The sequence below is a fragment of the Pseudomonas quebecensis genome, from assembly GCF_026410085.1.
Lineage (GTDB): Bacteria > Pseudomonadota > Gammaproteobacteria > Pseudomonadales > Pseudomonadaceae > Aquipseudomonas > Aquipseudomonas quebecensis.
This window is the reverse complement of record NZ_CP112866.1, coordinates 1,532,155-1,555,613: the sequence shown is the minus strand read 5'-3', so window position 1 is coordinate 1,555,613 and position 23,459 is coordinate 1,532,155. Positions and strand designations below refer to the sequence as shown.

Here is a 23,459-nt window from a genome sequence, read left to right as displayed (position 1 = left end):
GAGCCAATGGAGCTGATAAACATGAGCCTGATCCAAGATAAATTCGCTTCGGTATTCTCCAACTACGACGTCACCACTCAGCCTCGTCCGGACGGCGGCATCCTGTTGACCCTGCGCAACAGTGAAGGCAAGCAGGTCAAGCGTTCGATCTCTTACCAGCAGTTGCACACCGCCGACCAACTGACCTGGGTGATCAGCGCGATCCGCCGTGACCTGGCCGAGCAAGCCAGCGAGCTGCCGCAGATTTCCATGCTGCAAAGCCAGAATCGCTTCGCCCTGCCGACTTACCATTCCGCGTAAGTCAGCAGCGCAAAAAAAGGGCCGCGACGCCGTTGAGCGTCGCGGCCCTTTTTTGTGGGTTCAACATAGGCCCCGGCGTGCGGCTTCGTTCATCGCTTGCACGCGATTGTTGACCTGCAATTTGCCGTAGATATTGCGCAGGTGAAATTTCACTGTGGCCTCGGACGTGGCGCGAATCTGGCTGATTTCCCAGACAGTCTTGCCTTCCGAGGCCCATCGCAGGATCTCCAACTCTGAACAGGTCAGCGCTTTGCCGGACAGGTTAAGGCGCCTTCTGACAGCATTAGGCACGGAATACGACGCTTCAAACGGCTCCTCTGGGCGATTCATCGGTTCTCTCCTTTTATTGGCTAATGCCTTATCACCCTTCGGATTCCTCCTATTGACAGGCGATACAAACACTGAGGCCGCAGAAGAGTTACACAACCAGGAGCGCCCATGGGCAGGGCTCAGGATAAACAGCAGCGCCCTACAACTGACTCAGCTACTTCCCACACAAACTTACAACGTTTCGGGATTGAAGATTCTGACGCAAGGGCCTAATCGTCCAAACCGGGAAAACAGCCGGCGATGGCGTCTGCGGTCAATACCGGCACGCAACCCTCGGCGCTGTTGAACATGCGCAGCGCCACGGCATGGGGATGCTCACCGAAGTCCAGCCAGTGCGCTGTGTCGGCCGGCACGATCAGTAGATCGTTTTTCTCGCAGCGCACGATGTAGACGTCCTCGCCCATGTGCAGGCCGAAGAGTCCTTGGCCGGCGATGAAAAAATAGCCGTGGGTGTCTCGGCAACGCTGTTCGGCGCGTGCCGGGAAAGGGTGTGTGATGTTGAGTACCTCGACGTTGCTGTAGCCCAGGTCATTGATCGGTGCGCGATAGGCCTCGATCATCACGGCGTCGCTGGCGCCCTTCTCGATCGGGCCGGGTTGCCAGCGCTCGAACCGTACACCGTGCTCGGCCAGGGTGCTGGCGATATCTTCGACATGGGTCAGGACCTTGTTCGGCGTATCCGGTGCAGCGACGTGGTAGACGGCGACATAGCTCATTGAGGGGTTCCTTGGTTCTGCTCGTGCAATCGAAAGCCGATGATAACGGCCGCGGCCAGGGCGGCGACGCTGGCAAGACTAAAGGTGAAGGTCGGGCCCAACAGGTTCCAGCTGTAACCGGCATACAGCGCGCCCAAGGCACCGCCGGTGCCGGACAACGCAGCGTACAGCGCCTGGCCCTGGCCCTGTTGTCTGGCGCCGAAGCTGCGCTGCACGAAGGCAATCGCGGCGGCATGGAAACTGCCGAAGGTCGCGGCGTGCATCACCTGCGCCAGCAGCAACACCCAGAAGAATTCGGCAAAGCTGCCCAACAGTAACCAGCGCAGCGCCGCCAGCACAAAGCTGGCCAGCAGCACCCGGCGCAGCGAAAAACGCGTGAGGATACGGCTCATGCCGAGGAACATCAGCACTTCGGCCACCACCCCCAGCGCCCATAGCAACCCGATCACCCCACGGCTGTAGCCCAGGTGCTCGAGGTGCAAGGTCAGAAATGTGTAATACGGGCCGTGGCTCATCTGCATCAGCGCCACGCACAGGTAAAACGCCAGCACGCCGGGGCTGCGCAGTTGCTTGAGGAAACCATCCCCGGCCAGGCGATTGCCGTGGCTGGCCGGTTGCGCATTTGGCACCCACAGGCTGGCGCCGATAATCCCGGCCATGATCACCACGACCACCACCGGGTAAATGTCCAGGCTCAGCCAATCGAACAGGCGGCCCATGATGACCACGGTGAGGATAAAACCGATGGAGCCCCACAGGCGGATCTGGCTGTAGCGTGAAGTCTGTGTTTGCAGGTGAGCCAGGGTGATGACTTCAAACTGCGGCAACACCGCGTGCCAGAAGAACGCATGCAGCGCCATCACCAGCGCCAGCCAGGCGTAGCTGTGGCTGACGAAAATCAGCGAAAAACTCAGCAACGTACACACCGCGCCAAAACGCACGATGGCCAGGCGACGACCGGTGTAGTCACCCAGCCAGCCCCACAGGTTCGGGGCCACGCAGCGCATCAGCATGGGGATGGCCACCAGCTCGCCGATACGCGCGCTGGAGAACCCCAGGTGATCGAAGTACAGCGCCAGGAACGGTGCCGTCGCCCCCAGCAGGGCGAAGTAGAACAGATAGAAACTGGAGAGGCGCCAATACGGAAGGGCTGTCACAACCAGCCCGTCACAGATGGCCCAGCACCGGTGTACTCACACGCACATCGGCGTTTTGCCCGCGATTGCGCAGCAGATGGTCCATCAGCACGATGGCCATCATTGCTTCGGCGATCGGCGTGGCGCGGATGCCGACGCAGGGATCGTGACGACCCTTGGTGATCACGTCCACCGGGTTGCCGTGCACGTCGATCGAGCGGCCCGGGGTGGTGATGCTCGACGTGGCTTTGAGTGCCAGGTGCGCAACGATGGGCTGGCCGGAAGAAATACCACCGAGGATACCGCCCGCGTTGTTGCTGAGGAAACCTTGCGGCGTCAGCTCATCGCGATGCTCGGTGCCGCGCTGGGCGACACAGGCGAAACCGGCGCCGATCTCCACGCCCTTGACCGCATTGATGCTCATCAGCGCGTGGGCCAGTTCGGCGTCGAGACGGTCGAAAATCGGCTCGCCGAGGCCCGGCTTGACGCCTTCGGCGACCACGGTGATCTTGGCGCCGACCGAATCCTGGTCACGGCGCAGCTGGTCCATGTAGGCCTCCAGCTCGGGCACCTTGTCCGGGTCGGGGCAGAAAAACGCGTTGTCTTGCACGCTGTCCCAGGTCTTGAACGGGATTTCAATCGGGCCAAGCTGGCTCATGTAGCCACGGATCAGGATGCCCTGGGTTGCCAGGTATTTCTTGGCAATAGCCCCGGCGGCCACGCGCATGGCGGTTTCCCGCGCCGAACTGCGGCCGCCGCCACGGTAGTCGCGCTCACCGTATTTGTGGTGGTAGGTGTAGTCGGCGTGGGCCGGGCGGAACAGGTCCTTGATCGCCGAATAGTCCTTGGACTTCTGATCGGTATTGCGAATCAGCAGGCCGATGGCGCAGCCGGTGGTGCGGCCTTCGAACACGCCGGAGAGGATCTCGACTTCATCGGGTTCCTGGCGCTGGGTGGTGTGGCGGCTGGTGCCGGGCTTGCGGCGGTCGAGGTCACGCTGCAGGTCGTCCAGGCTCAACTCAAGGCCGGGCGGGCAGCCGTCGACAATGGCGACCAACGCCGGGCCATGGCTTTCGCCCGCGGTGGTGACAGTGAACAGCTTGCCGAAGGTATTGCCGGACATGCAGGGCGCTCCGTGAAATCAGTTGTAATCACTCAGGGGTGATAACCAAGCGCGCCAGTATACGCGGGCCCACCGACTAGTTCATCCTCGAAACCTTACCGGTCGGCATGGGTCCAACCGGCACCTCCCTGATGATGGCGCGATGATGCTGCGAGTTTTGCTGTTCACCCTCACCCTCTTGACCACCCTGGCTCACGCCGCCTCCCCCGTTGTACTGCAACGGCCTATCAGCCTCGATACGGGCAATGGCGAGTTGTTCGGCTCGCTGCTGCTGCCGCAGTCGGACCGCCCGGTGCCGGTGGTGTTGATCATTGCCGGTTCCGGGCCTACCGATCGCAACGGCAACAGCGCCGACGGCGCACGCAACGACAGCCTCAAGCGCCTGGCCTGGGTGCTGGCCCGGCACAACATTGCCAGCGTGCGCTACGACAAGCGCGGCGTGGCCGCCAGCCTGGCCGCCACCCCGGACGAACGCAACCTGACTCTGGATGCCTATGTCGCCGACGCTGTAGCCTGGGGCAAGCTGCTCAAGGCCGACAAGCGCATGGGCCCGGTGATCGTGCTGGGTCACAGCGAGGGCGCACTGGTGGCGGCGCTCGCGGCGCCGCAGCTGCAACCGGCTGGCGTGATTTCCTTATCGGGCAGTGCGCGCCCGGTCGACCAGGTGATCCGCCAGCAACTGGCCGATCACCTGCCCCCTGCGCTGCTGCTGCGCAGCAATGAGATCCTCGACCACCTCAAGGCCGGCCAGGTGGACGCCGATGTCCCTGCTCCGCTGGAAGGTATTTTCCGACCGAGCGTGCAGCCGTATCTGATCAGCCTGTTCCGCGCCGACCCGTCGGCCGCGTTCGCCAAGCTGAGCATGCCGGCACTGATTATCCAGGGCACCCACGACATCCAGGTGGGCGTGAGCGACGCACAGCAACTCAAGCAGGCCAAACCTGACGCGCAATTGGTGGTGATCGACGGCATGAATCATGTGATGCGCATCGTGCCCAAGGAGGTGAAACAGCAGCTGGCATCCTACAACGACCCGCAACTGCCGCTTGCCGCAGAGCTGGGCAACCGCATAGTGCGCTTTATCGACGGACTTCAAACCCGATAAGCGACAAATTACCTCCAGTTCTGGCAAATCCGGCCGATAAGCCCAGGGTCGACAGTAAAAAGACTGTCGGCTCGCTGGGCCTGGACAGGATCGCACCGCATGACAACCACTGAAGTACTACCCGAACCGACCGCCGACGCCTCGGCCGCGCCACCCGAGGTTGCCGACGCGGCGCCTTTGCCGTGGGCGGATGTTCAAGCCGAACATTTCAAGATGCTGCGCCTGGCGCCCCTGGCCACCGACCGCGCCACCGGTGCACGGCCGCTGCGGTTCGTGCAGTTCGGCTATGCCGAGCGCAACGACAAGCACCGCAGTTTGCTGCGCATGGTTATCCAACTGCCCGGCCAGCGCGTGCGCCGTGAGCAGAACCATCTGGATGTGTGGGTGGACCACGATACACATCGCGTGCATTTCGGCCCCGGCAACAGCCTGGAAATCGAACCGCCCAACCGTGGCATCGGTCGATTCCTGGTGGCCCAGGCTGCGGCGTGGGCGAAAAAGCACGGGGGCCATTACCGCGTCGACGGCGTCGACCTGGCCAACAAGGACGCCCTCAACGAATCCACACGCCTGCGCCGCGATCACTTCTTGCGCGTCCAGGGCTTCGACGTGGCCTACGCCGACGTGCAGCACCTCAAAGGCAATGTGCAACCCGGCAAGGTCAGCGCCGTGCTGGACAGCTGGAACACCGAGAAGGTGCAGTTCGTGGAAATCCTTGAAGCCGCGCAAATGCTGCAACAGGCGGAGCAGAACCTGCTGGAACAGGAAGTGAAGCTGCGCAAGGAAGAAGAAAAGGTCACCAAGTTCAAACGCGAAGACAGCGGCTTGCGCTTTACCATCACCTGCCTGGTGGCGTTTACGGTGTTTCAAGCGGGGTTGTTGATCTGGATTGCCACGCACCGGTAGCCGTTTGAAAGGCGATCCATGTGGGAGGAGGCAAGCCTGCCTCCCACCTTTTTACCTGTGCCCCTGCCTTTAAACCTTGGCGGCGAACACCGCTTGATGGGCGCGGCACTGTTCGGCAGTCAACATGAACACCCCGTGCCCGCCGCGCTGGAACTCCAGCCACGCAAAGTCCACTTGCGGGTACAGCGCTTGGACATGCACCTGGCTGTTGCCCACTTCGACGATCAGCAAACCTTTTTCGGTCAGGTGGTCCGCCGCTTCGGCGAGCATGCGCCGTACCAGGTTCAAGCCGTCATCCCCGCAGGCCAGGCCCAACTCCGGCTCGTGCTGGTATTCGTCCGGCATGTCGGCAAAATCCTCGGCGTCTACATACGGCGGGTTGGAGACAATCAAGTCAAAGCGCTGCGCCGGCAGGCCGTCGAAACCGTCGCCCTGCACGGTGTACACACGCTGATCGAGGCCATGACGCTCGATGTTCTGGTTGGCCACTTCCAGGGCTTCAAAGGACAGATCCCCCAGCACCACTTCGGCATCCGGGAACTCGTACGCACAGGCGATGCCGATGCAACCGGAACCGGTGCACAGGTCGAGGATGCGCGCCGGGGGTTGGGCCAGCCAGGGTTCGAAGCGGTTTTCGATCAGTTCGCCAATCGGTGAGCGCGGGATCAGCACCCGCTTGTCGACGATAAACGACATGCCGCAGAACCACGCCTCGCCCAGCAGGTAAGCCGTGGGCACGCGCTCATGGATGCGGCGATGCAGCAGGCGCTGGACGTGAGAGATTTCCTCTTCTTCGAGGTTGCAGTCCAGGTAGCTGTCGGCCATTTCCCATGGCAGATGGAGGGCGCCGAGCACCAACTGACGGGCTTCATCCCAGGCATTGTCGGTGCCATGGCCAAAAAACAGGTCTTCCCCATGGAAACGGCTGACAGCCCAACGGATATGGTCGCGCAAGGTGCGCAGGCGGGAAGTGATCACTGGGGCAGACTCCTGGAAAAAACAACTGGCGATTCTAACAGCCTTCGCCTGTACCGACGATGTACGAAAAACCTGGTGCCATACGTCGGATTTCATCCAAATTGCCAGTATTGCGCCAGACGAGTTCGCCTCTTGACATGGCTGCACGCCAGCAACGGCGTACCTTACGATGGTAGCGATTCACAGAAGCGCTCAGCCAGTGGACAATGTCGCAAATGCCCCCCTCACAGGAGCCCCCAGAATGTCCGTTCCAAAGACGATGTTTCAACTCAGCGGTCGTGGTTACGCAGCTGCCAACCTCAGCCATGCGACCCTTGTGATCATCGACGCCCAGAAGGAGTACCTCAGCGGCCCACTCGCCCTCTCGGGCATGGACGCGGCCGTGGCCAATATCAAGCAACTGGTCGCGGCGGCGCGCGAAGCCGGGCGCCCGATCGTGCATGTGCGTCACCTGGGCACCGTGGGCGGCCTGTTCGACCCACAAGGCGAGCGCGGTGAATTCATCCCGGGCCTGGAACCTGCCGCTGACGAAACCATCATCGGCAAACTGCTGCCCAGCGCTTTCCATGGCACCGAACTGCTCGACCGACTGCAAAACCTGGGTTCCCTGGACCTGATCGTCTGCGGTTTCATGAGCCACTCCAGCGTCAGCACCACGGTGCGCGCAGCCAAGAACCTGGGGTTTCGCTGCACCCTGGTGGAAGATGCCTGCGCCACCCGCGACCTGCCCTACAAAGGCGGCGTGCTGGGTGCCGAGCAGGTGCAGCAAACCGAAATGGCGATCATGGCCGACAACTTCGCCACCCTCGCCCTGACCAAAGATCTGATCTGATCGCTGCCGGGATGAGCGGGTTTATTCCCCCGCTCATCCGCCACGCCCTTTCATTTGGCGCATTTACCCCTCCCGCCGGAACAACCTGGGTATCTTCCGGTCGAAGGGCCGATACCCTGGAGGAAAGGTCGGGATGAAGATATCCGATGGTTTTGACGCTCGTCGCTTGCGCCCCAAGGGCCCGAGCAATTGGCGTCTGCGCCTGGTGGCCGGCATTGCCGCGTTGCTGGCGATTGTAGGTGTGCTGTTGGCGGGCGCTGGTGGCGCCGGTCTGTTTGGTCACTCACCGGCGCTTGGCGAATTGAATGCCAGCCCGGGCGGTTCGGCCCTGCTGCTGGGCATTGGCCTGCTGGTGCTGTGGCTGGGCGTGTGGTTGTGGCGCCGCAGCCGACGCCGCATGCGGCAGCCGCTGTCATTGAACATTGCCTCGCACTTGATGAAGAAGCACGACTAGTGGCGCTTGGATAGCGTTTCCTGCGCCCGGCCGCCGCGATTTAGGTAAACTGCCCGCCCTTCGCGGAGGCTGACATGCAAGACGACGATTTTTCCCTGTTCAAAAACGAGCTGCGCGGCGTCAAGCCGATCAAACACGATCGTGCCGACACCGGTAAACCCAAGGCCGACCGCGCGCAGATCGCCACACTGCGCCAGGCCGCGACCGTGCGCACCGACGCCACCACGGTGGATGGCCTGTCGGACCAGTTCGTGATCGACGTCGGCCCCGAAGACGAGTTGATGTGGGCCCGCGACGGCGTGCAGGAAAGCCAGGTGCGCAAGCTCAAGGCCGGCCAGATCCCCTTCGAAGGCAGCCTGGACCTGCACGGCATGACCGTGGAAAAAGCCCGGGAAACCCTGTGGGCCTTTCTCGCCGAAGCGACCAAGTTCGAAATCCGCTGCGTGCGCGTCACCCACGGCAAGGCCGTGCGGCTGGACGGCAAGCGGCCGATGATCAAGAGCCACGTCAACACCTGGCTGCGCCAGCATGCCCAGGTACTCGGCTTTACCTCGTGCCAGGCCCGCCACGGCGGCGCGGGGGCGGTGTATGTGATGCTCAAGCGGACCATGATGGAAGGGCGCGACGAGTAACAAGTGCCGTCGTCGTGCTTGCAGCGATGTGCCCGCCACCGTAACCTTGCGCTTTGCGAAAATCCCACAGGTAGTTTCATGTCCCTGGAACAGAATTACACCGCGATCCTCGGCCAACTCGGCGAGGACGTTTCCCGCGAGGGCCTGCTCGATACGCCCAAGCGTGCCGCCAAGGCGATGCAGTACCTTTGCCGCGGCTATGAACAGACGCTCGAAGAGGTCACCAACGGTGCCCTGTTCAGTTCCGACAACAGCGAAATGGTGCTGGTCAAGGACATCGAGTTGTACTCGCTGTGCGAACACCACCTGCTGCCGTTCATCGGCAAGGCCCATGTGGCCTACATCCCGAGCGGCAAGGTGCTGGGCCTGTCCAAGGTGGCGCGGATTGTCGATATGTACGCGCGCCGCCTGCAGATCCAGGAAAACCTCAGCCGCCAGATCGCCGATGCCGTGTTGCAGGTGACCGGCGCGCTGGGCGTGGCGGTGGTGATCGAAGCCAAGCACATGTGCATGATGATGCGCGGTGTGGAGAAGCAGAATTCGTCGATGATCACCTCGGTGATGCTCGGTGAATTCCGAGAAAACGCGGCCACTCGCAGCGAATTCCTCAGTCTGATCAAGTAACGGGCTGCGTAAAAAAAACCGGCGCTCATCGCCGGTTTTTTTTTCGCCTGCACAAATCAGGTAAGCTGCGGCCCCTTCTGTGTTCGGCAAGAGGTTTCAGCCATGTTCGTCAAAGCACTTCGAGTGGGCCTCGGCCACGTCATCATCGCGGGCGATTTGCTGACCCGTCCTCGCAAAAAGCAGCGCCCCGCCGAGCAGCAGGCACAGGTCAACGAAGCGGCCAAGGGCCTGACCCTGTACCAGTTCCACGCCTGCCCGTTCTGCGTGAAGACCCGCCGCACCCTGCATCGCCTGAATGTGCCGGTGGCGCTCAAGGACGCCAAGAACAATGAGCAGGACCGTCAGACCCTGCTGGAGCAAGGCGGCAAGATCAAGGTGCCGTGCCTGCGTATCGAAGGAAACGGCCAGACCACCTGGATGTACGACTCCAAGGTGATCATCGATTACCTGGACAAGCGGTTTGCGGCGATCTGACACGCCTGCACCGCCCCCACCGTCAGTTCGGTATTGGCACATCCAGGTCCAGCAGCGCCGAGCCGAGGCACTTGCCATGGGCATCCAGTGCCAGTGAGCGGGTCACGCCGCCGCGCAGTATCCCCGGCAGCACGAAGTTCAGCGCGTGCACGTTGGGCAGTTCATAGCGCCGCACCGGCGCCGCGCCCGGCGTGAGCAGCCCGGCAAAAAACGCGGCGACCCGCTCGGCGGTGAGCTGCTCGCACAGCAACGGATAATCCTCGGCGCGGTAGGCAATGATCGAGATGTTCGACGTATCGCCCTTATCGCCGGTACGGGAATGGGCCAGAGTGTGCAGTTTCATGCCCGGATCCTCTGGTTGACAGCGTCGCGCGGCAGCAGCAGCGACGCTACCGCCACCACCTGGCGCACGCTTTTGCTGGCACCGCCGCCGCCGGACGGGCCGTTGGTGTACAGGGTTTCCACTTCGTTACCGACGCGCACGGCGTCGCTGCGTTCTGCACAGCGAGCGGCGACGCGCAGGCGCACTTCCCAGGGCTCCACGCTATTGCGCGGACCGTGCAGCGAATCCATGCCGATCAATTCGGCGCGTACGTCCTGCATCTTCACTCCCATCAATTCAAGACGCTTGAGCACCACATCCCGCGCCAACTGCGCCCGTGCGACAGCGCCGGGGCCCCCGTAGGACATCTGCCCTTCCCCGATCCAGCCATCCAGATAGCCCACGCTGACCTTCAACTGCGATGGTCGCCCACGGCCATCGGCGCCCAGAGCGCGCACACGGTCCACGCCCTCCTCGACAAAACTCACCTGGGAAAAGTCCGCAGTCACATCGGGGGTGAGATAGGCCGCCGGGTCATGCACCTCATAGATCAACTGCTCGGTGCAGGTGGCAGCGCTGACTCGCCCACCGGAACCTGCGACCTTGGTGATCACCGCGCCGCCCTCGGCATCGATTTCGGCCAACGGAAAACCCAGCCGCGCCAGATCCTCCACGTCCTTGAACCCCGGATCGGCAAAATAGCCGCCGCTGACCTGCCCCGCGCACTCGAGCAAATGCCCGACCAGCGTGCCACGCCCCAGACGCGGCCAATCGTGCGCGGCCCAGCCGAATTCAAACATCTGCGGCGCAAGGAACAGCGATGGGTCGGCCACGCGACCGGTGATGACAACGTCGGCCTCGGCGCGCAGGGCCTCAAGGATGCCGTCGACGCCCAAGTAGGCGTTCGCCGAGATCACTCGCGCGCCGAGTGAGGCAAGGGTCTGGCCGTTGTCCAGCACCTGCTCGGGACGCAGCAGCGGCAATACGTCGTCGCCGACCACCGCCAGTACTTTGAGATCCAGGCCCAGCTCATGGGCGATGCGCCGCACCTCATCAGCCGCCGACAGCGGGTTGGCCGCGCCCATATTGGTAATCACCCGCAGACGCCGACGCCCCGACTGCGCGCCCACAAACGGCAGCACCCGACGCATGCGCTCGCCCAGCAGCGGGTCGTAGCCGCCCTGGGGGTCGCTGATGCGGGTTTGCTGGGCCAGGGCGATGGTGCGTTCGGCCAGGCATTCGAAGACCAGATAATCCAGGTCGCCGTGCTCGGCCAATTCGACGGCCGGTTCGATGCGGTCGCCGGAATAGCCGGCGCCGGAACCGATGCGCAAAGTGTTCATGTCAGATCACTCCCAAAAGCAACGCGGTCAGGGTCATCAACACTGACGCGGCAAACAGAAACGGAATGGTGAAGCGCTGGTGATCGGCCAGTTCGATTTTGCACAGGCCCACCAACAGGAACGTCGCCGGGGTCAACGGGCTGACCGGGAAACCGGTGGTGTGCACGCCCAACAGCGAGGCCTGGGCCACTTGCAGGGGGTCGACGCCGAGGGCCTTGCCGACTTCGGCAATCACCGGCATCACACCGAAATAGTAGGAATCGGGATCGAAGAGCATGCTCAGCGGCATGGATATAAAGCCCACCACCGCCGGGATCAGCTTGCCGTGGCCCGCAGGAATCTGCGCCACCGCTACTTCGGCGATGGCCTTGAGCATGCCGGTGCCCTGCATGATGCCGGTGAACACTCCGGCGGCGAGCAGGATACTGGCCATGGTCAACGCGGTTTTTGCATGGGCATCGATGCGCGCACGCTGGGCGTCCACGTTCGGGTAATTGATGCACAGCGCCACGACGGTGCCGAGCATGAACATCACCACCGGGTCAACCCAACCGGCAATCATCACCACCATCACCAGCACCGTCAGGATCAGGTTGAGCCAGAACAGGCGTGGGCGCCGCAGCTTGAGGTCATCCTCGCTGAGCACGCGTTGCGGCACGGCGTCCACCGTGGACCCCGCGCCCAGGCCCAGGCGTTTTTCTTCGCGGCGGCCCAGCCACCAGGCGCAGGCGAACACAAAGATCAACCCCACGATCTGCACCGGAATCAGCGGCTGGAACAGATCCGCCACCGGCACATGCAGCGCGGCCGAGGAGCGCAGCACCGGGCCGGTCCACGGCAAAAAGTTGACCCCGGCGGCCATGGCGCATACACAGGCAAGGATACGTTTGTCGATGCCCAGCCGCGTGTAGAGCGGCAACATCGCCGGCACCGTCACCAGGAACGTCACCGCGCCGGAACCGTCCAGGTGCACCAGCAACGCGAGAGTCGCGGTGCCGACGACAATCCGTGTCGGGCGCGTGCCCACCGTGCGCAGGATGCGGTCAATGATGGGATCGAGCATGCCCGCGTCGGTCATGATCCCGAAAAACAGGATCGCGAAGACAAACATGCCGACCACGGGGGCGACGTTCTTGATACCGGTGATGATGAAGGCGCTGGTTTGCAGGCCGAACCCACCGAGCAGCGCGGCGATGATCGGCAAGGCAATCAGCGCCACCAGCGGCGAGAGACGTTTGCTCATGACGGCAGCGAGCAGGCACAGGATGGTAATGACACCCAGGGTAGCGAGCATGGGGACTCCAGAGCGGCCTTTGGTGGCCGGTTATTGTTTTCCCCGGAGTATTGGAAGCGCGGTAGTCTTTGTAAATTGGAATATTCAGCCCGGCACGTTCGGAAAAACAAAACGATGAAAAATTCGATCCAGCATATCCAGGCCTTTCTCGCCGTCGCCCGCACCGGCAGCTTTACCAGGGCCGCCAGCGAACTGAACCTGTCGCCCTCGGCGCTCACTGTGCAAGTGCAGCAACTGGAAGAGTGGCTGGGCATTGCGCTGCTCGACCGCAGCCCGCGCCACGTCAGCCTCACCACTGCCGGCCAGGAAGCGCGCGGCCCTATGGAAAAACTGCTGCTGGACCTGGATAACATCGTCACCGGCTCGCGCGACCTCGCTGCATTGCGCCGGGGCGTGGTTACCATTGCCGCCCTGCCCTCGGTGTGTGCCGGTAGCCTGCCCCCGGCGCTGCGGCTGTTTCGCGAACGCTTTGCCGGGATCGAAGTGCGCCTGCACGATGTGGTGGCCCACCGCATTCATGCTCGGGTGCGCACCGGCGACGTGGACTTTGGCATCGGCGTGCGGGCCCGGTTAAGCCATGGGCTGGATTTCGTGCCGGTGTTCAATGACCGTCTGTGTGCGTTCGTGCCATTGGATCATCCCCTCGCGGCTTTGCCACGCCTGACCCTTGAACAGCTGGCGGACCAGCCGATCATCCTCACCGGCCGCGACAGCAGTGTGCGCGAGCAGGTGGACGCCCTGTTCGACCAGACGCGGCTGAGCATGACGGCCGGCATGGAGGCTAACTACATGTCGACGGTGCTGGCTTTGGTGCGTCAGGGATTGGGGATCAGTGTGTTGCCGGAATCGGCGGCGGACAGCCTGGAGGGGTTACAACGGATCGCCATCGATCATCCCGGGGTGAGCCGGGAGATCGGTTTGATCTGTCGCAGTGGGACAACACTGAGCCCGGCAGCGCAGCGTTGTTTCGACCTGCTGAACGATGAGTTATCTGGCACGTCATCGAACTGAATGGGGCAATCAGTCCAGCATCGCCACATGCTGGGGATGACTGGCTACCCGCGCCAGCCAAGCCTGCACCGCTGGGTACGGCGCCAGGTCGAAGCCACCTTCGTGCGCCACATGGGTGTAGGCATACAACGCGATATCGGCAATCGAGTACTGATCACCCACCAGATACGGCGTGGCTTGCAGTTGACGCTCCATCACCCGCAGTGCCTTGTAGCCGCCTTTATGGGTGGTTTTGTATTCCTCCAGACGGTCTTGCGGCATGTTCAGGTAGTACTGGATAAACCGCGCCACGGCGATGTAGGGCTCGTGGCTGTACTGCTCGAAGAACTGCCATTGCAGCACTTGCGTACGCAAACGCGGCTCGGTCGGCAGAAACGCGCTGCCGTCGGCGAGGAAGTTGAGGATTGCGTTGGATTCCCACAGGCAGGTGCCGTCTTCCAGCTCCAGCACCGGGATTTTGCCGTTGGGGTTCTTGGCCAGGAATTCGGCGGTCTGGGTGTCGCCGTTGAGGATGTCGACATTCACCCATTCATACGGGATGCCCAGCAGGTTGAGCATCAATTTGACCTTGTAGCAGTTGCCCGAGCGGTAATCGCCATAAACCTTGTACATGGGGTTCCCCTTATGCCGCTTGCGCGTGCTGTGCTTGACGGATCACGGCGGCCAGACGCATCAGACCTTCGTCCAGGCGGGACGGGTCGATATGGCTGAAATTGAGCCGCAGTGAGCCCAGGTGCTGGTCCGGCTCGGAAAAGAAGGGTTCGCCGGGCATGAAGGCGACGTTCTCAGCGAGCGCGGGCGCCAATAAGGTGCGGGTATCGAGCGGCTGTTTCAAGGTCAGCCAGAAGAATAATCCGCCCTGGGGCACCTGCCAGTCGGTGAGTTCGCTGAAATGCCGTTCCAGTGCGGCCTGAAACCCATCGCGGCGCTCGCGGTAAAAACGGCGCAGTTCAACCAGGTGCTGCTGATAATTTGGCGTGCCGATCCACTGCATCGCCTGCCACTGGCCCACGCGATTGGTGTGCAGATCGGCCGATTGCTTGAGCTTGAGCAGATGCGGGAACAGGTCGGGACTGGCAATCAGGTAACCGACGCGCAGGCCCGGCAGCAGGGTTTTGGACACGGTGCCGGTGTAGATCCAACTGGCCTTGTGCAGGCGGCTGACGATGGGCCGCGCGCTGGCACCGTCGAAGGTCAGTTCGCGGTAGGGTTCGTCTTCGATCAGGGTCACGCCGAATTCGTCGAGCAACGCGGCGACGGCGTCGCGCTTGGCCTCGCTATAGCGCACCGCCGACGGGTTCTGGAAGGTGGGGATCAAGTAGATGAACGCCGCGCGATGACGCTCAAGCTTGGTGCGCAACGCGGCCAGGTCGGGGCCGTCGTCCTCCAGGGGCACAGTGAGGCAATCGGCGCCGAACAGCTGGAAGATCTGCAACGCGGCCAGGTAGGTCGGGCCTTCGAGCAGGATGGGTGTGCCTTGATCGATATACAGCTTGGCCGCCAGGTCCAGGGTCTGCTGGGACCCGCTGACCACCAGCACCTGGCTGGCCTGGCACGGCACGCCCAGGGCGCGCGCCTCGGCCGCCAGCAATTCCCGCAACTGCGGCTCGCCTTCGCTCATGCCGTATTGGCCGATGTTTAATGGCATATCATCCCAGTTCAACGCCGGCAGCATGCTTTCGGCCGGCAGCCCGCCGGCGAACGACATCACTTCCGGGCGCTGCGCCGCGGCGAGGATTTCACGGATCAAAGAGCTTTTAAGGCGCGTAACACGTTCGGAGAAGGCCATAAGGTCACCGCTGGCGAAAACTGTGGGAAATACGTCAAACTGGTTGACCGAAATTACGACAGCTCACCTGGATACGTCAACATGCTTGACCTTAAAAACCAAAACAGCCAGCAACAAGCCATGGAAGCGTTTTTCTTCGGCTACCAGGCGTTCACCGCCAAGGCCGATGAAATGCTCGAACGTCGCGGGCTGAGCCGGGTACATCAGCGCATTGTGTTTTTTATCGCCCGCTACCCGGCCCTGAGCGTGACGCAGTTGCTGGCATTGCTGGGGGTAAGCAAGCAGGCGCTGAACATGCCGTTGCGCCAATTGCAGGAAATGCACTTGGTGAGCAGCGTGGCGTCGCAGACCGATAAGCGCAAACGCCTGCTGGAGCTCAGCGAAGAAGGCCGGCGGTTCGAACAGTCTTTGCGCCGCGAGCAGGTGAAGTTGCTGCAGCGCGCTTTCAGTGAAGCCGGCGAAGAGGCGGTGAAAGGCTGGCTGGCGGTGAATATGGCGCTGAGCGCGAATAACTAGAGGTTTGCCTTCCATCCCTTTCGCACACAAAATGGAAAACATTATTTGCTTTCTTTGTATACAAAAGCATAATTCGCTTCGTGCGAGTTCCTGACCTATCAGTCAACAAAACCCGCCGGTAACCTCACAGCGCTTCGCGCTGGCCATAACAATAAAATGCTTGAGGAGTACTCGCTGTGGATAGCCGCAAATCCGAAGCCCCTACGCTGGACCTGTCGCCCTCCTCCCAGGGCGGTTGGCTGGAACGCCTGTTCAAACTGCGCATGCATGGCACCACAGTGAAGACCGAGCTGATCGCCGGCCTGACTACTTTTATCACCATGGCCTACATCATCTTCGTTAACCCCAACATCATGGCCGACGCCGGCATCGATCATGGCGCGGCATTCGTCGCCACTTGCAGCGCCGCCGCCCTCGGTTGCCTGCTGATGGGCCTGTATGCCAACTGGCCGGTGGGCCTGGCGCCGGGCATGGGCCTGAATGCATTTTTCACCTACACGGTGGTCGGCACCATGGGCTATCACTGGGAGACCGCGCTGGGTGCGGTATTTATCTCCGGGGTGTTGTTCATGCTGTTGACGCTCTCACGCATCCGCGAATGGCTGCTCAACAGCATTCCGGTCAGCCTGCGCCATGCCATGGGCGCCGGTGTCGGCCTGTTTCTCGGGGTGATCGGCCTGAAAACCGCCGGCATCATCGTCGACAGCCCAGCCACCCTGATCAAGCTGGGGTCACTGCACGAGCCGGCGCCGTTGCTGGCGGCGGTGTGTTTTTTGCTGATTGCGATCCTCAGCTACCACCGTGTGTTCGGCGCGATCCTGATCAGCATCATTGCCGTGACGCTGGCCGGTTGGGGCCTGGGCCTGGTGCATTACAACGGCATCCTCTCCACCCCGCCGAGCCTGGCCCCGACCTGGATGGCAATGGACGTCAAAGGCGTGTTCAACGTCAGCATGATCAGCGTGGTATTCGCCTTTCTGTTCGTGCACATGTTCGACACCGCCGGCACGCTGATGGGCGTCGCGCAACGGGCCGGGCTGGTGAATGCCGACGGCAGGATCGATAACCTGTCACGCGCACTCAAGGCCGACAGCGCCTCCAGCGTGTTTGGCGCCATGGTCGGCGTACCGCCGGTAACCAGTTATGTGGAAAGTGCCGCCGGCGTGGCGGCCGGTGGACGCACCGGGCTGACCGCCGTGACCGTGGGCGCGCTGTTCGTAGCGGCGATGTTTTTTGCGCCGCTGGCGGGCATGATACCGGCCTACGCCACCGCCGGCGCGCTGATCTATGTGGCGATGCTGATGATGGCGAGCATGGCTCATATCAACTGGGACGAAGCCACCGACAGCATTCCGGCGATCGTCACGGCGATCATGATGCCGCTGACGTTTTCGGTCGCCGACGGCATCGCCCTGGGCTTTATCACCTATGTGGCGCTCAAGGCCGGCACCGGCAAGTACCGCGAGATTTCCGTCAGCCTGTGGGTGCTGTGCGCGATCTTCGTCGCCAAATTTATATTTTTATGAAACAGCGGCAAGGGACAAGAGGATGATTTGTCGTTTGCCGCCGCCCCTGGAGCAATGAAATGACCCTTGAAACCTGGCTGCTGTTCAGCGGCGCTGCCTTGATCGTGATCCTGATTCCCGGCCCGTTGTCGCTGTTGATGATCAGCAACAGCCTCAACTATGGCGTGCGCCGTTCGTACCCGGCATTCCTGGGCGGGGTATTTGCCTCGATCTGCCTGCTCAGCGCTTCGGCCCTGGGGCTTGGCGCATTGTTGCTGGCCTCGGAGCAGCTGTTCAGCGCCCTGAAAATCGTAGGTGCGCTGTATCTGTTCTACCTTGCCTGGCAAAGCTGGCAGCAGTCGCGCCAGCCGGCCCAAGGTGCCGACGTGCCGCGGACGGCAGCTGTGCCGCGCTTTCGCACGCTGTTTGGCCGCGCATTCGTATTAGGCGCCAGCAACCCCAAAGACATCCTGTTTTTTGCCGCGTTCCTGCCGCAATTCCTGAGCAGCCAGCAGGCGTTTGTGCCGCAGCTTTTGGTCATGATCGCCACCTGGACCGTGCTCGACCTGCTGTGCAAGCTGGCCTACGGCCTCGGTGCCCATGGTGCGGCGGGCTATCTGCGCAGCGGCCATGGCCAGAGCTGGTTCAATCGCATCAGTGCGGCGCTGTTCGGTGCCGCCGGCGTGGCGGCGCTGATCAAGGCTAGGACGGGTTTACTTTGACAAAATAGACGGTCGGTGCAAGCGTACCGAGGGTAGGCCATTGAACGCCCGCCACGATACGAACCAGGCGGTTTTCTCTCATGGCGCTCTCGACGCCCGCCAATAGAAGCGAATTCGGATTTTTTTTGATCGCGACATTCACCCAACTGTCCGTAAGCCTCGTATTCAAAGGAATACCCGATCGCTCCAGCCAATGCGGGGAGATGTAGTACACCCTGTTTGAACTGGACAGAGGATGAGTCGCGATCAATTCATCAACAGTCCTTCGCCCGCGCAGGACTTGCAGGCGCTGCACGTTGAAACCTTGCTGTTGCAATACGCGCTCGATGCGCGCGCTCTGCGCAGCGCTTCGCTCAGCGGCACGCCCACGGCCGAGACCGCGACCGCGAGCGCGATCCCGCAGCGCAGGGGCCAATCCGGATACGTTGAAGTCAACGCGAGTGAAGCCAGGTGCCTTGCCTTCATAGCCGATGTTTATTGTGTCCTGCCTTTCGGTAGGCCGAAGCAGCCTCAGCAGATCATCCGTCTGGCCAAGCCCATTAGCGGTCGGGGTCAACCAATTATCCAGCGTCGCGCGGATATTGAGCAGGTGAGTGGCGGTGGCCGGGCGAGACGAATCTGCCAGTTCAATCAGCCTCTGCGCGGTGAAGACTCGGCTTTGAGAGGTCATCTCAGGGAAAGCGATGCCGACATAATTAGCCAAGGGCCTGTCGAACTGTACGCTGTGCAGCCTCCACTCACCGGTTGCGCTGCGTGATACCGGAATGGGCTGCTCTCCAAGCGCAGTGGTTGTCCACCGATCAATATCTACATGCGCGCGTGAAACCAGCGGCTCATTCCTGGTGATAAACGCAATGCCATCCAACGGTGCATTGGCTCCCTGGTGGAGCAACCGGTAGTACCCCGCCCCTGCCGTCGTCGGACTGTCGTACGTTCTGCCCACATAGATGACATCGAAGGGAAAATTCGGGGATTCCATATGCACATGAAACGTCCCCATGGACGACGTAGCAGACAACTGCGTCGTGGAGAGCTGCACTTTCCAATCACACCAATAGGTCGTCGGCGCCGGTGATTGACGGATGCGGTTTTCGGTCGCCGCGCGCACCACTGGCGGCCGCCAGTCCGGCGCCGGTGACACGGGGGCGCGCCATGGGCTCAGCGCCCCCGCGCTGCTGCCCGGCGCAGGTTGAGGAGCGTCCGCGTCGAGCAACCACTCCCTGGAGTGGCGGATGTTCAGAATCAGTTCGTCTTGCCCTGGCGCGTGTTGATTCTTCAGGCGATACATCGGTTCGTCGCTGCGTCGGTACACCGGGTAATGGTGCACGCCATCCGCCACGAAGGATTCGCCATTTTTCACATAGATACCGTGTTCGCCCGGCGCTTTTAACGCCACCGCTTCGTCAGGCAACCCTTTGGTTTTGAAGCGCGCCAGGGCGTCAAGTTGCGTCACGGGTGACGGCACCACACGGGCGCCTCCACTTGTCGTCACCGGCAAGCGACGCATCCGCGCCAACGCTGTCCTCGATCTGGGCCGTATCGCGCGCGCAGCAGAGCCGCCCACCTTTTTCGGGCCGGGTACAAAATTCAGTAGCAAATCAATCGCCAACACGGTGCTCATAAAGCCCACATCCAGTGCATCTCGTGCGTCACCAAAACGATGAAAACGTCGCGCCGCCAGCAGCAACTCGTAGAAATCGTTGAACATTCCAAAGAGCGGAGAGAAAAAAGCCTTCACCGCCCGGTCGCGGGTATCGCTCTGCTCACCAAGACGGCGAGTGCGGTAGGCTTGCAACGCTTTGCCGGACTGGCTGGCGGCCTGGGTAGTGCGTTGCAGCTCAAGCACACTGGCGCGGTACAGCAATGCCTGGGCGTCGCTGTGGGACGTGGCAACGAGGGCCAGCCAGTCAAGCGGGTCACTGGCAATCTGCTCGAGGGCTTGCTTTTCGATCTCATCCAAAAACGGCACTGGCTCCAGATGTCGAGTGCCAAATGAGCGAATGAACTCGATACCTTGCCAAATGCCTTTGGCCATGACGAACGCCGGTATCAGGTCAAGATAATCAAGGGTCGGGCCAGACTGGTCAGCGCCATCGGGATGGTGGACGACTGCCTCGAATGCCCAGCCGGGTGCGACCTGCCGCGCCAGTGCCTTGACGTTGGCCGGCGACGCACCGAGACGGTTCAGCTCGTCATGGGCATGCTGCAGGCTGCCGTATTCGGTAAGAACCAAATCGTGCGCAGCCTCGGGCCAATACACCACGCAGAGCCCGGTGCGCTTGTCCTGTACCACGACTATTCCCGCAATGTAGCGATCATGCAGCATCGTGTGCCCAATCAAATGCACCACGTACAGCTGCAGCTCATGCTGGTTTTTCAGCAAGTCTTGCGGCGTGCGTGCCGCCATAGCCGTGCTGAAGACGCTTTGTGCCGCAGCAGTGAGCCCCCGCTGGATCGCCGACAAAAGATGATGTTCATAGCCTGTGCGCAATGCGCGATTCAATAACGCCGGAACACGTCCCGCGCCGGGTGCCTGGCTGCCTGCGACACGCGGATAAAAGACCCGAAGAATCGATGCGTCGTATTGCCCGCCGATATCCAGCGAGGACACCATGCGGATCAGATAATCGGCATTCAGCGATTGTTTCCATTCCGGTTGCAGAAAGCGTGCGCGATTGAGTCGCCAGCGTGTCCAGGGCGCCAGCGGGTCGAGGTTATGCATCGCCAGTTGTAACAGACTGAAGGAGGTACGCGTGACAGTCGGGGTCAATTGGATATTGCGGTCGCCTGCGGTACAGCCGCTTGTCCAGCCACAAAAGCTGCCCTGAACGTCATCAGGCAGTTCAATAAAGGGTTGGTCGATATCAAGCTCTGGGGAGATGCCGTCCTCGCGCAATCGGGCAGTCAAAACGCGCCGGGCGAAGGTGTACAAGTCAGGCAGCTCGTGTTCAAGCCCGGTTCTAAAAGCAAAGGTGCCGCTCAGATAAAGTTTTAGCGAGCGCCTGAAACGTTTACGCTGACCACGCGTTGCGCGCGTCAGCCAGGCCGGCATGGTTTTGGCTTCGGACGCGGCCTTGCGCACCAGCTCAATGGCGGCCTGGGCCTGGCTCAGGGCGACGTTGGCAGGAATCTTCAACTGTTGTTCCAGCTCGACGGTCAACAGCGCGCGACTCAACTCGGCATCCTTGACCTCACTGAAAAGACGCACGAGCTCTTCGTGGCTTGTTTGCAGGCGGTCGTAGCTACCAAGCAGTTTCTTGAGCGCGGCCAGCGCAGGCTTGCCCTTGATGTTCAGGTAGCGTACAGCCAATGTTCGATTGGTCGCATGGGCACGCAGATCGCGACGCTTGTCACGCTCGATATAACCCCACAGCGGGGAGTCGTCCCGACTGCCCAGGCTTGCCTTGAGGCTTCGGGTCAGTGCCTCCACCCCGGAAAAAGCCACCACCCCACCGTCCATGCCAAACGCGTACAGCACCACCGGATGCTGGCGGGTCGGAACCCTCATCGCGGGCGCCGTGGTCACCACCCAGACGTTATGCAACGCATAGAAGGCGTCCGGCTCACTGCCCACCGCGATCCAATACACCTGGGCATCGCTGTCGGTGCGTTTGTAGGCCCAGGGCTGCTCCACCACATCAATGACCAGGTCGCGATGCGCCGTGCTTAGAAGCTTGAGCTGGTGCTGCAGGTGAACTTCGCAACGCAGGGCCTCGGTTTGCGCGTTCATGAACAACGTCACACGCCGCGCAGTCCACGCACCGCCTGGGCGCTCAGCCCAAAAACCCAGCTCGAGCAAGCGGGCCCGCGCGCCCTTCATCAACGTGTCCAACGCCTGCGTATGGGCCTTAAGCTGTTCCACCAGCGTCGTGAGCGCCTGATAGGTCGGCGTGTCGGCGCCTGGGTCGGAGGGGTCAAGCAACGCAAGCACCCGTTGTTCGTAGCGCTTTGCCCGTTCCTGTACGGTGCGCAAGGCCAGCCCGGACGTGGTACTGGCGAAGATAATTTCCGCGCGCCGTCGTCGATGATCCCAATCAAGCAATTGATCGCCAAGGGCACCGAGTCGAGCGCTGCCGACCATTTGCTTCCTGAACCCCTCCGCGTATGCGAGCAGACGCACGGCGTCCAGCGGCGGTGGCCGGGGCCGATCACTGGAAAACACGTGCGCGTGGTTGACACTGACCGCACAGGCCAATTCGTTGCTCGATTGCCCTGTGAGCAAGGCCTGCGCGCCCAGTTCTAACGCATTGCTCATCACCTCAAGGCCGCGCATGACCGTGGAGGCTGCCGACAAGTCAGCAGGCCTGCATAACCCGTTACGACGGTTTAACGGCAGGCACTGCCACAGGTCGTGGAGCCGAGACGATTCCAGCTCCAGCAAGCCGCACTGAAGGCTTGCGAAAGAGCGATACTCGTAGAAATTGCGCGCCGCACCCGGCAGGTGAATAACATGGGGCGCATCCACCGGGTCGCCTTCACGATAGAGGTGCAGTGCGCCCGGGATCGCTACCGCCGAGGTACCTGGCCACATCAACTGAGCCACGCGCACACTGGCCCAGTCACCGCCCGCGCGCTGGCGCGCCTCGGCGGTCGGCGCATCGATCAGCGCCTTTACCATGGCAATACCTGCACTTGACAGTTCATCAAGTTGGCGCGCCATAAACGCCTGATCGGCGAACAGCTGCGTGTATAAATCGACCCAACGCTCCCGCCGTGTGCGCCAGGAACCCTGGGCCGGCGTGTCCCAATAATCGCTCACCGCGTGGGCCAGGCGCTCGAAAAGCCGCATTGCGATAACTCGTCGCAGCACTTGCAGCGGTGTATACGGCAACCGACGTTGCGGCTCTCCTTCGATGCTCAGGACGGTAAATTGATTGACATTGATCGACACCGAAGGCAGCACCAGCAGCAACAAAGCCCGCTCCGTCAAACTGTCCACTTTGTGGACCACCCCAGGCGCCTTGGTCTCAGTAAACAACAGGCGGTCGGGGTCAACCTCGAACGCTTTGCGCAGCTCTGCGCGGATCACCGTCAACACCTTGGGCGAACGCCCTATCAGACGAGAGAGGGCTTGGGTCGACTCTCGGCAACGGCGCTCGGCAAGACCGATCTGATTTATCAGGCGGCTGGGATGGGCGCAGGTGTTGACTCGTCGGGTCAACTGGTCGCGAATGAACTGCGACGCTGCTTCGACCGCGGCGTCGGAATCAGCGCCGTCGGGTGGTGACAGGCTGAAGGGCGGTGAGGACATAGCGTTTTCGTCTCTATGATGAAAAGGCCAAGCCTATGCACCGCAGCGCCTCAAGGGGCGCTAGATAGTTGAATGTGTGACGAACGAAAAAAAGCC

Annotated in this window: 23 protein-coding genes; 12 read left to right on the top strand and 11 right to left on the bottom strand. The window is 61.8% G+C overall.

Annotation, left to right across the window (positions count from 1 at the left end):
* Positions 1 to 21 precede the first annotated feature (21 nt).
* Complete coding sequence (locus tag OSC50_RS07355; protein ID WP_003172952.1) at positions 22 to 300, top strand: DUF3509 domain-containing protein; 279 nt, start codon at positions 22 to 24, stop codon at positions 298 to 300.
* A 60-nt stretch (positions 301 to 360) separates the two neighbouring features.
* Here OSC50_RS07355 and OSC50_RS07350 read toward each other — a convergent pair whose 3' ends face one another.
* The 4 genes from OSC50_RS07350 to aroC form a co-directional block, all read right to left on the bottom strand.
* Positions 361 to 630 carry a response regulator transcription factor gene (locus OSC50_RS07350; RefSeq protein ID WP_266246248.1) on the bottom strand — a complete coding sequence of 90 codons (270 nt, stop codon included), beginning with the start codon at positions 628 to 630 and terminating at the stop codon, positions 361 to 363.
* A 209-nt stretch (positions 631 to 839) separates the two neighbouring features.
* The gene (locus tag OSC50_RS07345; RefSeq protein WP_266246250.1) at positions 840 to 1,346 is read right to left on the bottom strand and encodes an acireductone dioxygenase; all 507 of its coding nucleotides are present in this window, start codon (positions 1,344 to 1,346) and stop codon (positions 840 to 842) included.
* Positions 1,343 to 2,509: an MFS transporter gene (locus tag OSC50_RS07340; RefSeq protein WP_266247489.1), complete on the bottom strand. Its 1,167-nt coding sequence runs from the start codon at positions 2,507 to 2,509 to the stop codon at positions 1,343 to 1,345. The genes OSC50_RS07345 and OSC50_RS07340 overlap by 4 nt, the downstream gene beginning before the upstream one ends.
* Before the next feature lie 4 nt (positions 2,510 to 2,513).
* Positions 2,514 to 3,605: a chorismate synthase gene (gene aroC / locus OSC50_RS07335; RefSeq protein WP_266246252.1), complete on the bottom strand. Its 1,092-nt coding sequence runs from the start codon at positions 3,603 to 3,605 to the stop codon at positions 2,514 to 2,516.
* A 142-nt stretch (positions 3,606 to 3,747) separates the two neighbouring features.
* Between aroC and OSC50_RS07330 the strand changes: the two genes are divergently transcribed.
* Together OSC50_RS07330 and OSC50_RS07325 are read left to right on the top strand one after the other, a co-directional pair.
* Entirely contained in the window at positions 3,748 to 4,710 is a 963-nt protein-coding gene (locus tag OSC50_RS07330; RefSeq protein WP_266246254.1) for an alpha/beta hydrolase, read from the top strand.
* Between the two features lie 99 nt (positions 4,711 to 4,809).
* On the top strand, positions 4,810 to 5,616 hold the full coding sequence (locus tag OSC50_RS07325) for a hypothetical protein (RefSeq protein WP_181075701.1): 807 nt from the start codon (positions 4,810 to 4,812) through the stop codon (positions 5,614 to 5,616).
* A gap of 69 nt (positions 5,617 to 5,685) precedes the next feature.
* Here the strand turns inward: OSC50_RS07325 and prmB are convergent, their stop codons facing one another.
* On the bottom strand, positions 5,686 to 6,594 hold the full coding sequence (gene prmB / locus OSC50_RS07320) for a 50S ribosomal protein L3 N(5)-glutamine methyltransferase (RefSeq protein ID WP_181075703.1): 909 nt from the start codon (positions 6,592 to 6,594) through the stop codon (positions 5,686 to 5,688).
* Between the two features lie 241 nt (positions 6,595 to 6,835).
* Here prmB and OSC50_RS07315 point away from each other — a divergent pair, with 241 nt between their 5' ends.
* The 5 genes from OSC50_RS07315 (at position 6,836) to OSC50_RS07295 (ending at position 9,610) form a co-directional block, all read left to right on the top strand.
* A complete protein-coding gene (locus tag OSC50_RS07315) occupies positions 6,836 to 7,426 on the top strand; it encodes a cysteine hydrolase family protein (protein WP_181075704.1) in 591 nt (196 codons plus the stop codon).
* Between the two features lie 133 nt (positions 7,427 to 7,559).
* Entirely contained in the window at positions 7,560 to 7,880 is a 321-nt protein-coding gene (locus tag OSC50_RS07310) for a hypothetical protein (protein ID WP_034099345.1), read from the top strand.
* Positions 7,881 to 7,954: 74 nt separating this feature from the next.
* Positions 7,955 to 8,512, top strand: a complete 558-nt coding sequence (locus tag OSC50_RS07305) for a Smr/MutS family protein (RefSeq protein WP_266246259.1) — start codon at positions 7,955 to 7,957, stop codon at positions 8,510 to 8,512.
* 78 nt (positions 8,513 to 8,590) lie between these two features.
* Positions 8,591 to 9,136, top strand: a complete 546-nt coding sequence (gene folE, locus OSC50_RS07300; RefSeq protein WP_003236739.1) for a GTP cyclohydrolase I FolE — start codon at positions 8,591 to 8,593, stop codon at positions 9,134 to 9,136.
* Between the two features lie 102 nt (positions 9,137 to 9,238).
* A complete protein-coding gene (locus OSC50_RS07295; RefSeq protein ID WP_266246261.1) occupies positions 9,239 to 9,610 on the top strand; it encodes a glutathione S-transferase N-terminal domain-containing protein in 372 nt (123 codons plus the stop codon).
* Positions 9,611 to 9,632: 22 nt separating this feature from the next.
* On the opposite strand, the gene OSC50_RS07290 is transcribed toward OSC50_RS07295, so the two are convergent.
* The 3 genes from OSC50_RS07290 to OSC50_RS07280 are packed head-to-tail and all read right to left on the bottom strand — an operon-like array spanning position 9,633 to position 12,569.
* On the bottom strand, positions 9,633 to 9,953 hold the full coding sequence (locus tag OSC50_RS07290) for an AtuA-related protein (RefSeq protein ID WP_266246263.1): 321 nt from the start codon (positions 9,951 to 9,953) through the stop codon (positions 9,633 to 9,635).
* Positions 9,950 to 11,275 carry an acyclic terpene utilization AtuA family protein gene (locus OSC50_RS07285; RefSeq protein WP_266246264.1) on the bottom strand — a complete coding sequence of 442 codons (1,326 nt, stop codon included), beginning with the start codon at positions 11,273 to 11,275 and terminating at the stop codon, positions 9,950 to 9,952. Before OSC50_RS07285 ends, OSC50_RS07290 begins: the two co-directional genes overlap by 4 nt.
* Position 11,276: 1 nt before the next feature.
* Positions 11,277 to 12,569 (bottom strand): CitMHS family transporter, encoded by a 1,293-nt coding sequence (locus OSC50_RS07280; protein ID WP_181075718.1) that lies wholly within the window; start codon positions 12,567 to 12,569, stop codon positions 11,277 to 11,279.
* A gap of 114 nt (positions 12,570 to 12,683) precedes the next feature.
* Between OSC50_RS07280 and OSC50_RS07275 the strand changes: the two genes are divergently transcribed.
* On the top strand, positions 12,684 to 13,580 hold the full coding sequence (locus OSC50_RS07275) for a LysR family transcriptional regulator (RefSeq protein ID WP_266246265.1): 897 nt from the start codon (positions 12,684 to 12,686) through the stop codon (positions 13,578 to 13,580).
* A 9-nt stretch (positions 13,581 to 13,589) separates the two neighbouring features.
* Here the strand turns inward: OSC50_RS07275 and OSC50_RS07270 are convergent, their stop codons facing one another.
* Together OSC50_RS07270 and OSC50_RS07265 are read right to left on the bottom strand one after the other, a co-directional pair.
* Positions 13,590 to 14,192, bottom strand: coding sequence for a glutathione S-transferase family protein (locus OSC50_RS07270; RefSeq protein ID WP_266246266.1), 603 nt, complete (start codon positions 14,190 to 14,192; stop codon positions 13,590 to 13,592).
* 10 nt (positions 14,193 to 14,202) lie between these two features.
* Positions 14,203 to 15,369 carry an aminotransferase-like domain-containing protein gene (locus tag OSC50_RS07265; protein WP_266246267.1) on the bottom strand — a complete coding sequence of 389 codons (1,167 nt, stop codon included), beginning with the start codon at positions 15,367 to 15,369 and terminating at the stop codon, positions 14,203 to 14,205.
* Between the two features lie 81 nt (positions 15,370 to 15,450).
* Between OSC50_RS07265 and OSC50_RS07260 the strand changes: the two genes are divergently transcribed.
* From OSC50_RS07260 to OSC50_RS07250, 3 genes are all read left to right on the top strand, one after another.
* Positions 15,451 to 15,885, top strand: coding sequence for a MarR family winged helix-turn-helix transcriptional regulator (locus OSC50_RS07260; RefSeq protein ID WP_266246268.1), 435 nt, complete (start codon positions 15,451 to 15,453; stop codon positions 15,883 to 15,885).
* A 263-nt stretch (positions 15,886 to 16,148) separates the two neighbouring features.
* On the top strand, positions 16,149 to 17,411 hold the full coding sequence (locus OSC50_RS07255; RefSeq protein WP_434085159.1) for an NCS2 family permease: 1,263 nt from the start codon (positions 16,149 to 16,151) through the stop codon (positions 17,409 to 17,411).
* A gap of 59 nt (positions 17,412 to 17,470) precedes the next feature.
* Positions 17,471 to 18,112, top strand: a complete 642-nt coding sequence (locus OSC50_RS07250; RefSeq protein WP_181075730.1) for a LysE family translocator — start codon at positions 17,471 to 17,473, stop codon at positions 18,110 to 18,112.
* On the opposite strand, the gene OSC50_RS07245 is transcribed toward OSC50_RS07250, so the two are convergent.
* Positions 18,093 to 23,363, bottom strand: coding sequence for a dermonecrotic toxin domain-containing protein (locus OSC50_RS07245; protein WP_266246269.1), 5,271 nt, complete (start codon positions 23,361 to 23,363; stop codon positions 18,093 to 18,095). The genes OSC50_RS07250 and OSC50_RS07245 overlap by 20 nt on opposite strands.
* Positions 23,364 to 23,459: the final 96 nt, after the last annotated feature.

Coding starts and splice junctions, on each gene's coding strand:
- OSC50_RS07355 (WP_003172952.1), top strand. CDS start 22: ATGAGCCTGATCCAAGATAAATTCGCTTCGGTATTCTCCAACTACGAC.
- OSC50_RS07350 (WP_266246248.1), bottom strand. CDS start 630: ATGAATCGCCCAGAGGAGCCGTTTGAAGCGTCGTATTCCGTGCCTAAT.
- OSC50_RS07345 (WP_266246250.1), bottom strand. CDS start 1,346: ATGAGCTATGTCGCCGTCTACCACGTCGCTGCACCGGATACGCCGAAC.
- aroC (WP_266246252.1), bottom strand. CDS start 3,605: ATGTCCGGCAATACCTTCGGCAAGCTGTTCACTGTCACCACCGCGGGC.
- OSC50_RS07330 (WP_266246254.1), top strand. CDS start 3,748: ATGATGCTGCGAGTTTTGCTGTTCACCCTCACCCTCTTGACCACCCTG.
- OSC50_RS07325 (WP_181075701.1), top strand. CDS start 4,810: ATGACAACCACTGAAGTACTACCCGAACCGACCGCCGACGCCTCGGCC.
- OSC50_RS07315 (WP_181075704.1), top strand. CDS start 6,836: ATGTCCGTTCCAAAGACGATGTTTCAACTCAGCGGTCGTGGTTACGCA.
- OSC50_RS07310 (WP_034099345.1), top strand. CDS start 7,560: ATGAAGATATCCGATGGTTTTGACGCTCGTCGCTTGCGCCCCAAGGGC.
- OSC50_RS07305 (WP_266246259.1), top strand. CDS start 7,955: ATGCAAGACGACGATTTTTCCCTGTTCAAAAACGAGCTGCGCGGCGTC.
- folE (WP_003236739.1), top strand. CDS start 8,591: ATGTCCCTGGAACAGAATTACACCGCGATCCTCGGCCAACTCGGCGAG.
- OSC50_RS07295 (WP_266246261.1), top strand. CDS start 9,239: ATGTTCGTCAAAGCACTTCGAGTGGGCCTCGGCCACGTCATCATCGCG.
- OSC50_RS07290 (WP_266246263.1), bottom strand. CDS start 9,953: ATGAAACTGCACACTCTGGCCCATTCCCGTACCGGCGATAAGGGCGAT.
- OSC50_RS07285 (WP_266246264.1), bottom strand. CDS start 11,275: ATGAACACTTTGCGCATCGGTTCCGGCGCCGGCTATTCCGGCGACCGC.
- OSC50_RS07280 (WP_181075718.1), bottom strand. CDS start 12,569: ATGCTCGCTACCCTGGGTGTCATTACCATCCTGTGCCTGCTCGCTGCC.
- OSC50_RS07275 (WP_266246265.1), top strand. CDS start 12,684: ATGAAAAATTCGATCCAGCATATCCAGGCCTTTCTCGCCGTCGCCCGC.
- OSC50_RS07270 (WP_266246266.1), bottom strand. CDS start 14,192: ATGTACAAGGTTTATGGCGATTACCGCTCGGGCAACTGCTACAAGGTC.
- OSC50_RS07265 (WP_266246267.1), bottom strand. CDS start 15,369: ATGGCCTTCTCCGAACGTGTTACGCGCCTTAAAAGCTCTTTGATCCGT.
- OSC50_RS07260 (WP_266246268.1), top strand. CDS start 15,451: ATGCTTGACCTTAAAAACCAAAACAGCCAGCAACAAGCCATGGAAGCG.
- OSC50_RS07255 (WP_434085159.1), top strand. CDS start 16,149: ATGCATGGCACCACAGTGAAGACCGAGCTGATCGCCGGCCTGACTACT.
- OSC50_RS07250 (WP_181075730.1), top strand. CDS start 17,471: ATGACCCTTGAAACCTGGCTGCTGTTCAGCGGCGCTGCCTTGATCGTG.
- OSC50_RS07245 (WP_266246269.1), bottom strand. CDS start 23,363: ATGTCCTCACCGCCCTTCAGCCTGTCACCACCCGACGGCGCTGATTCC.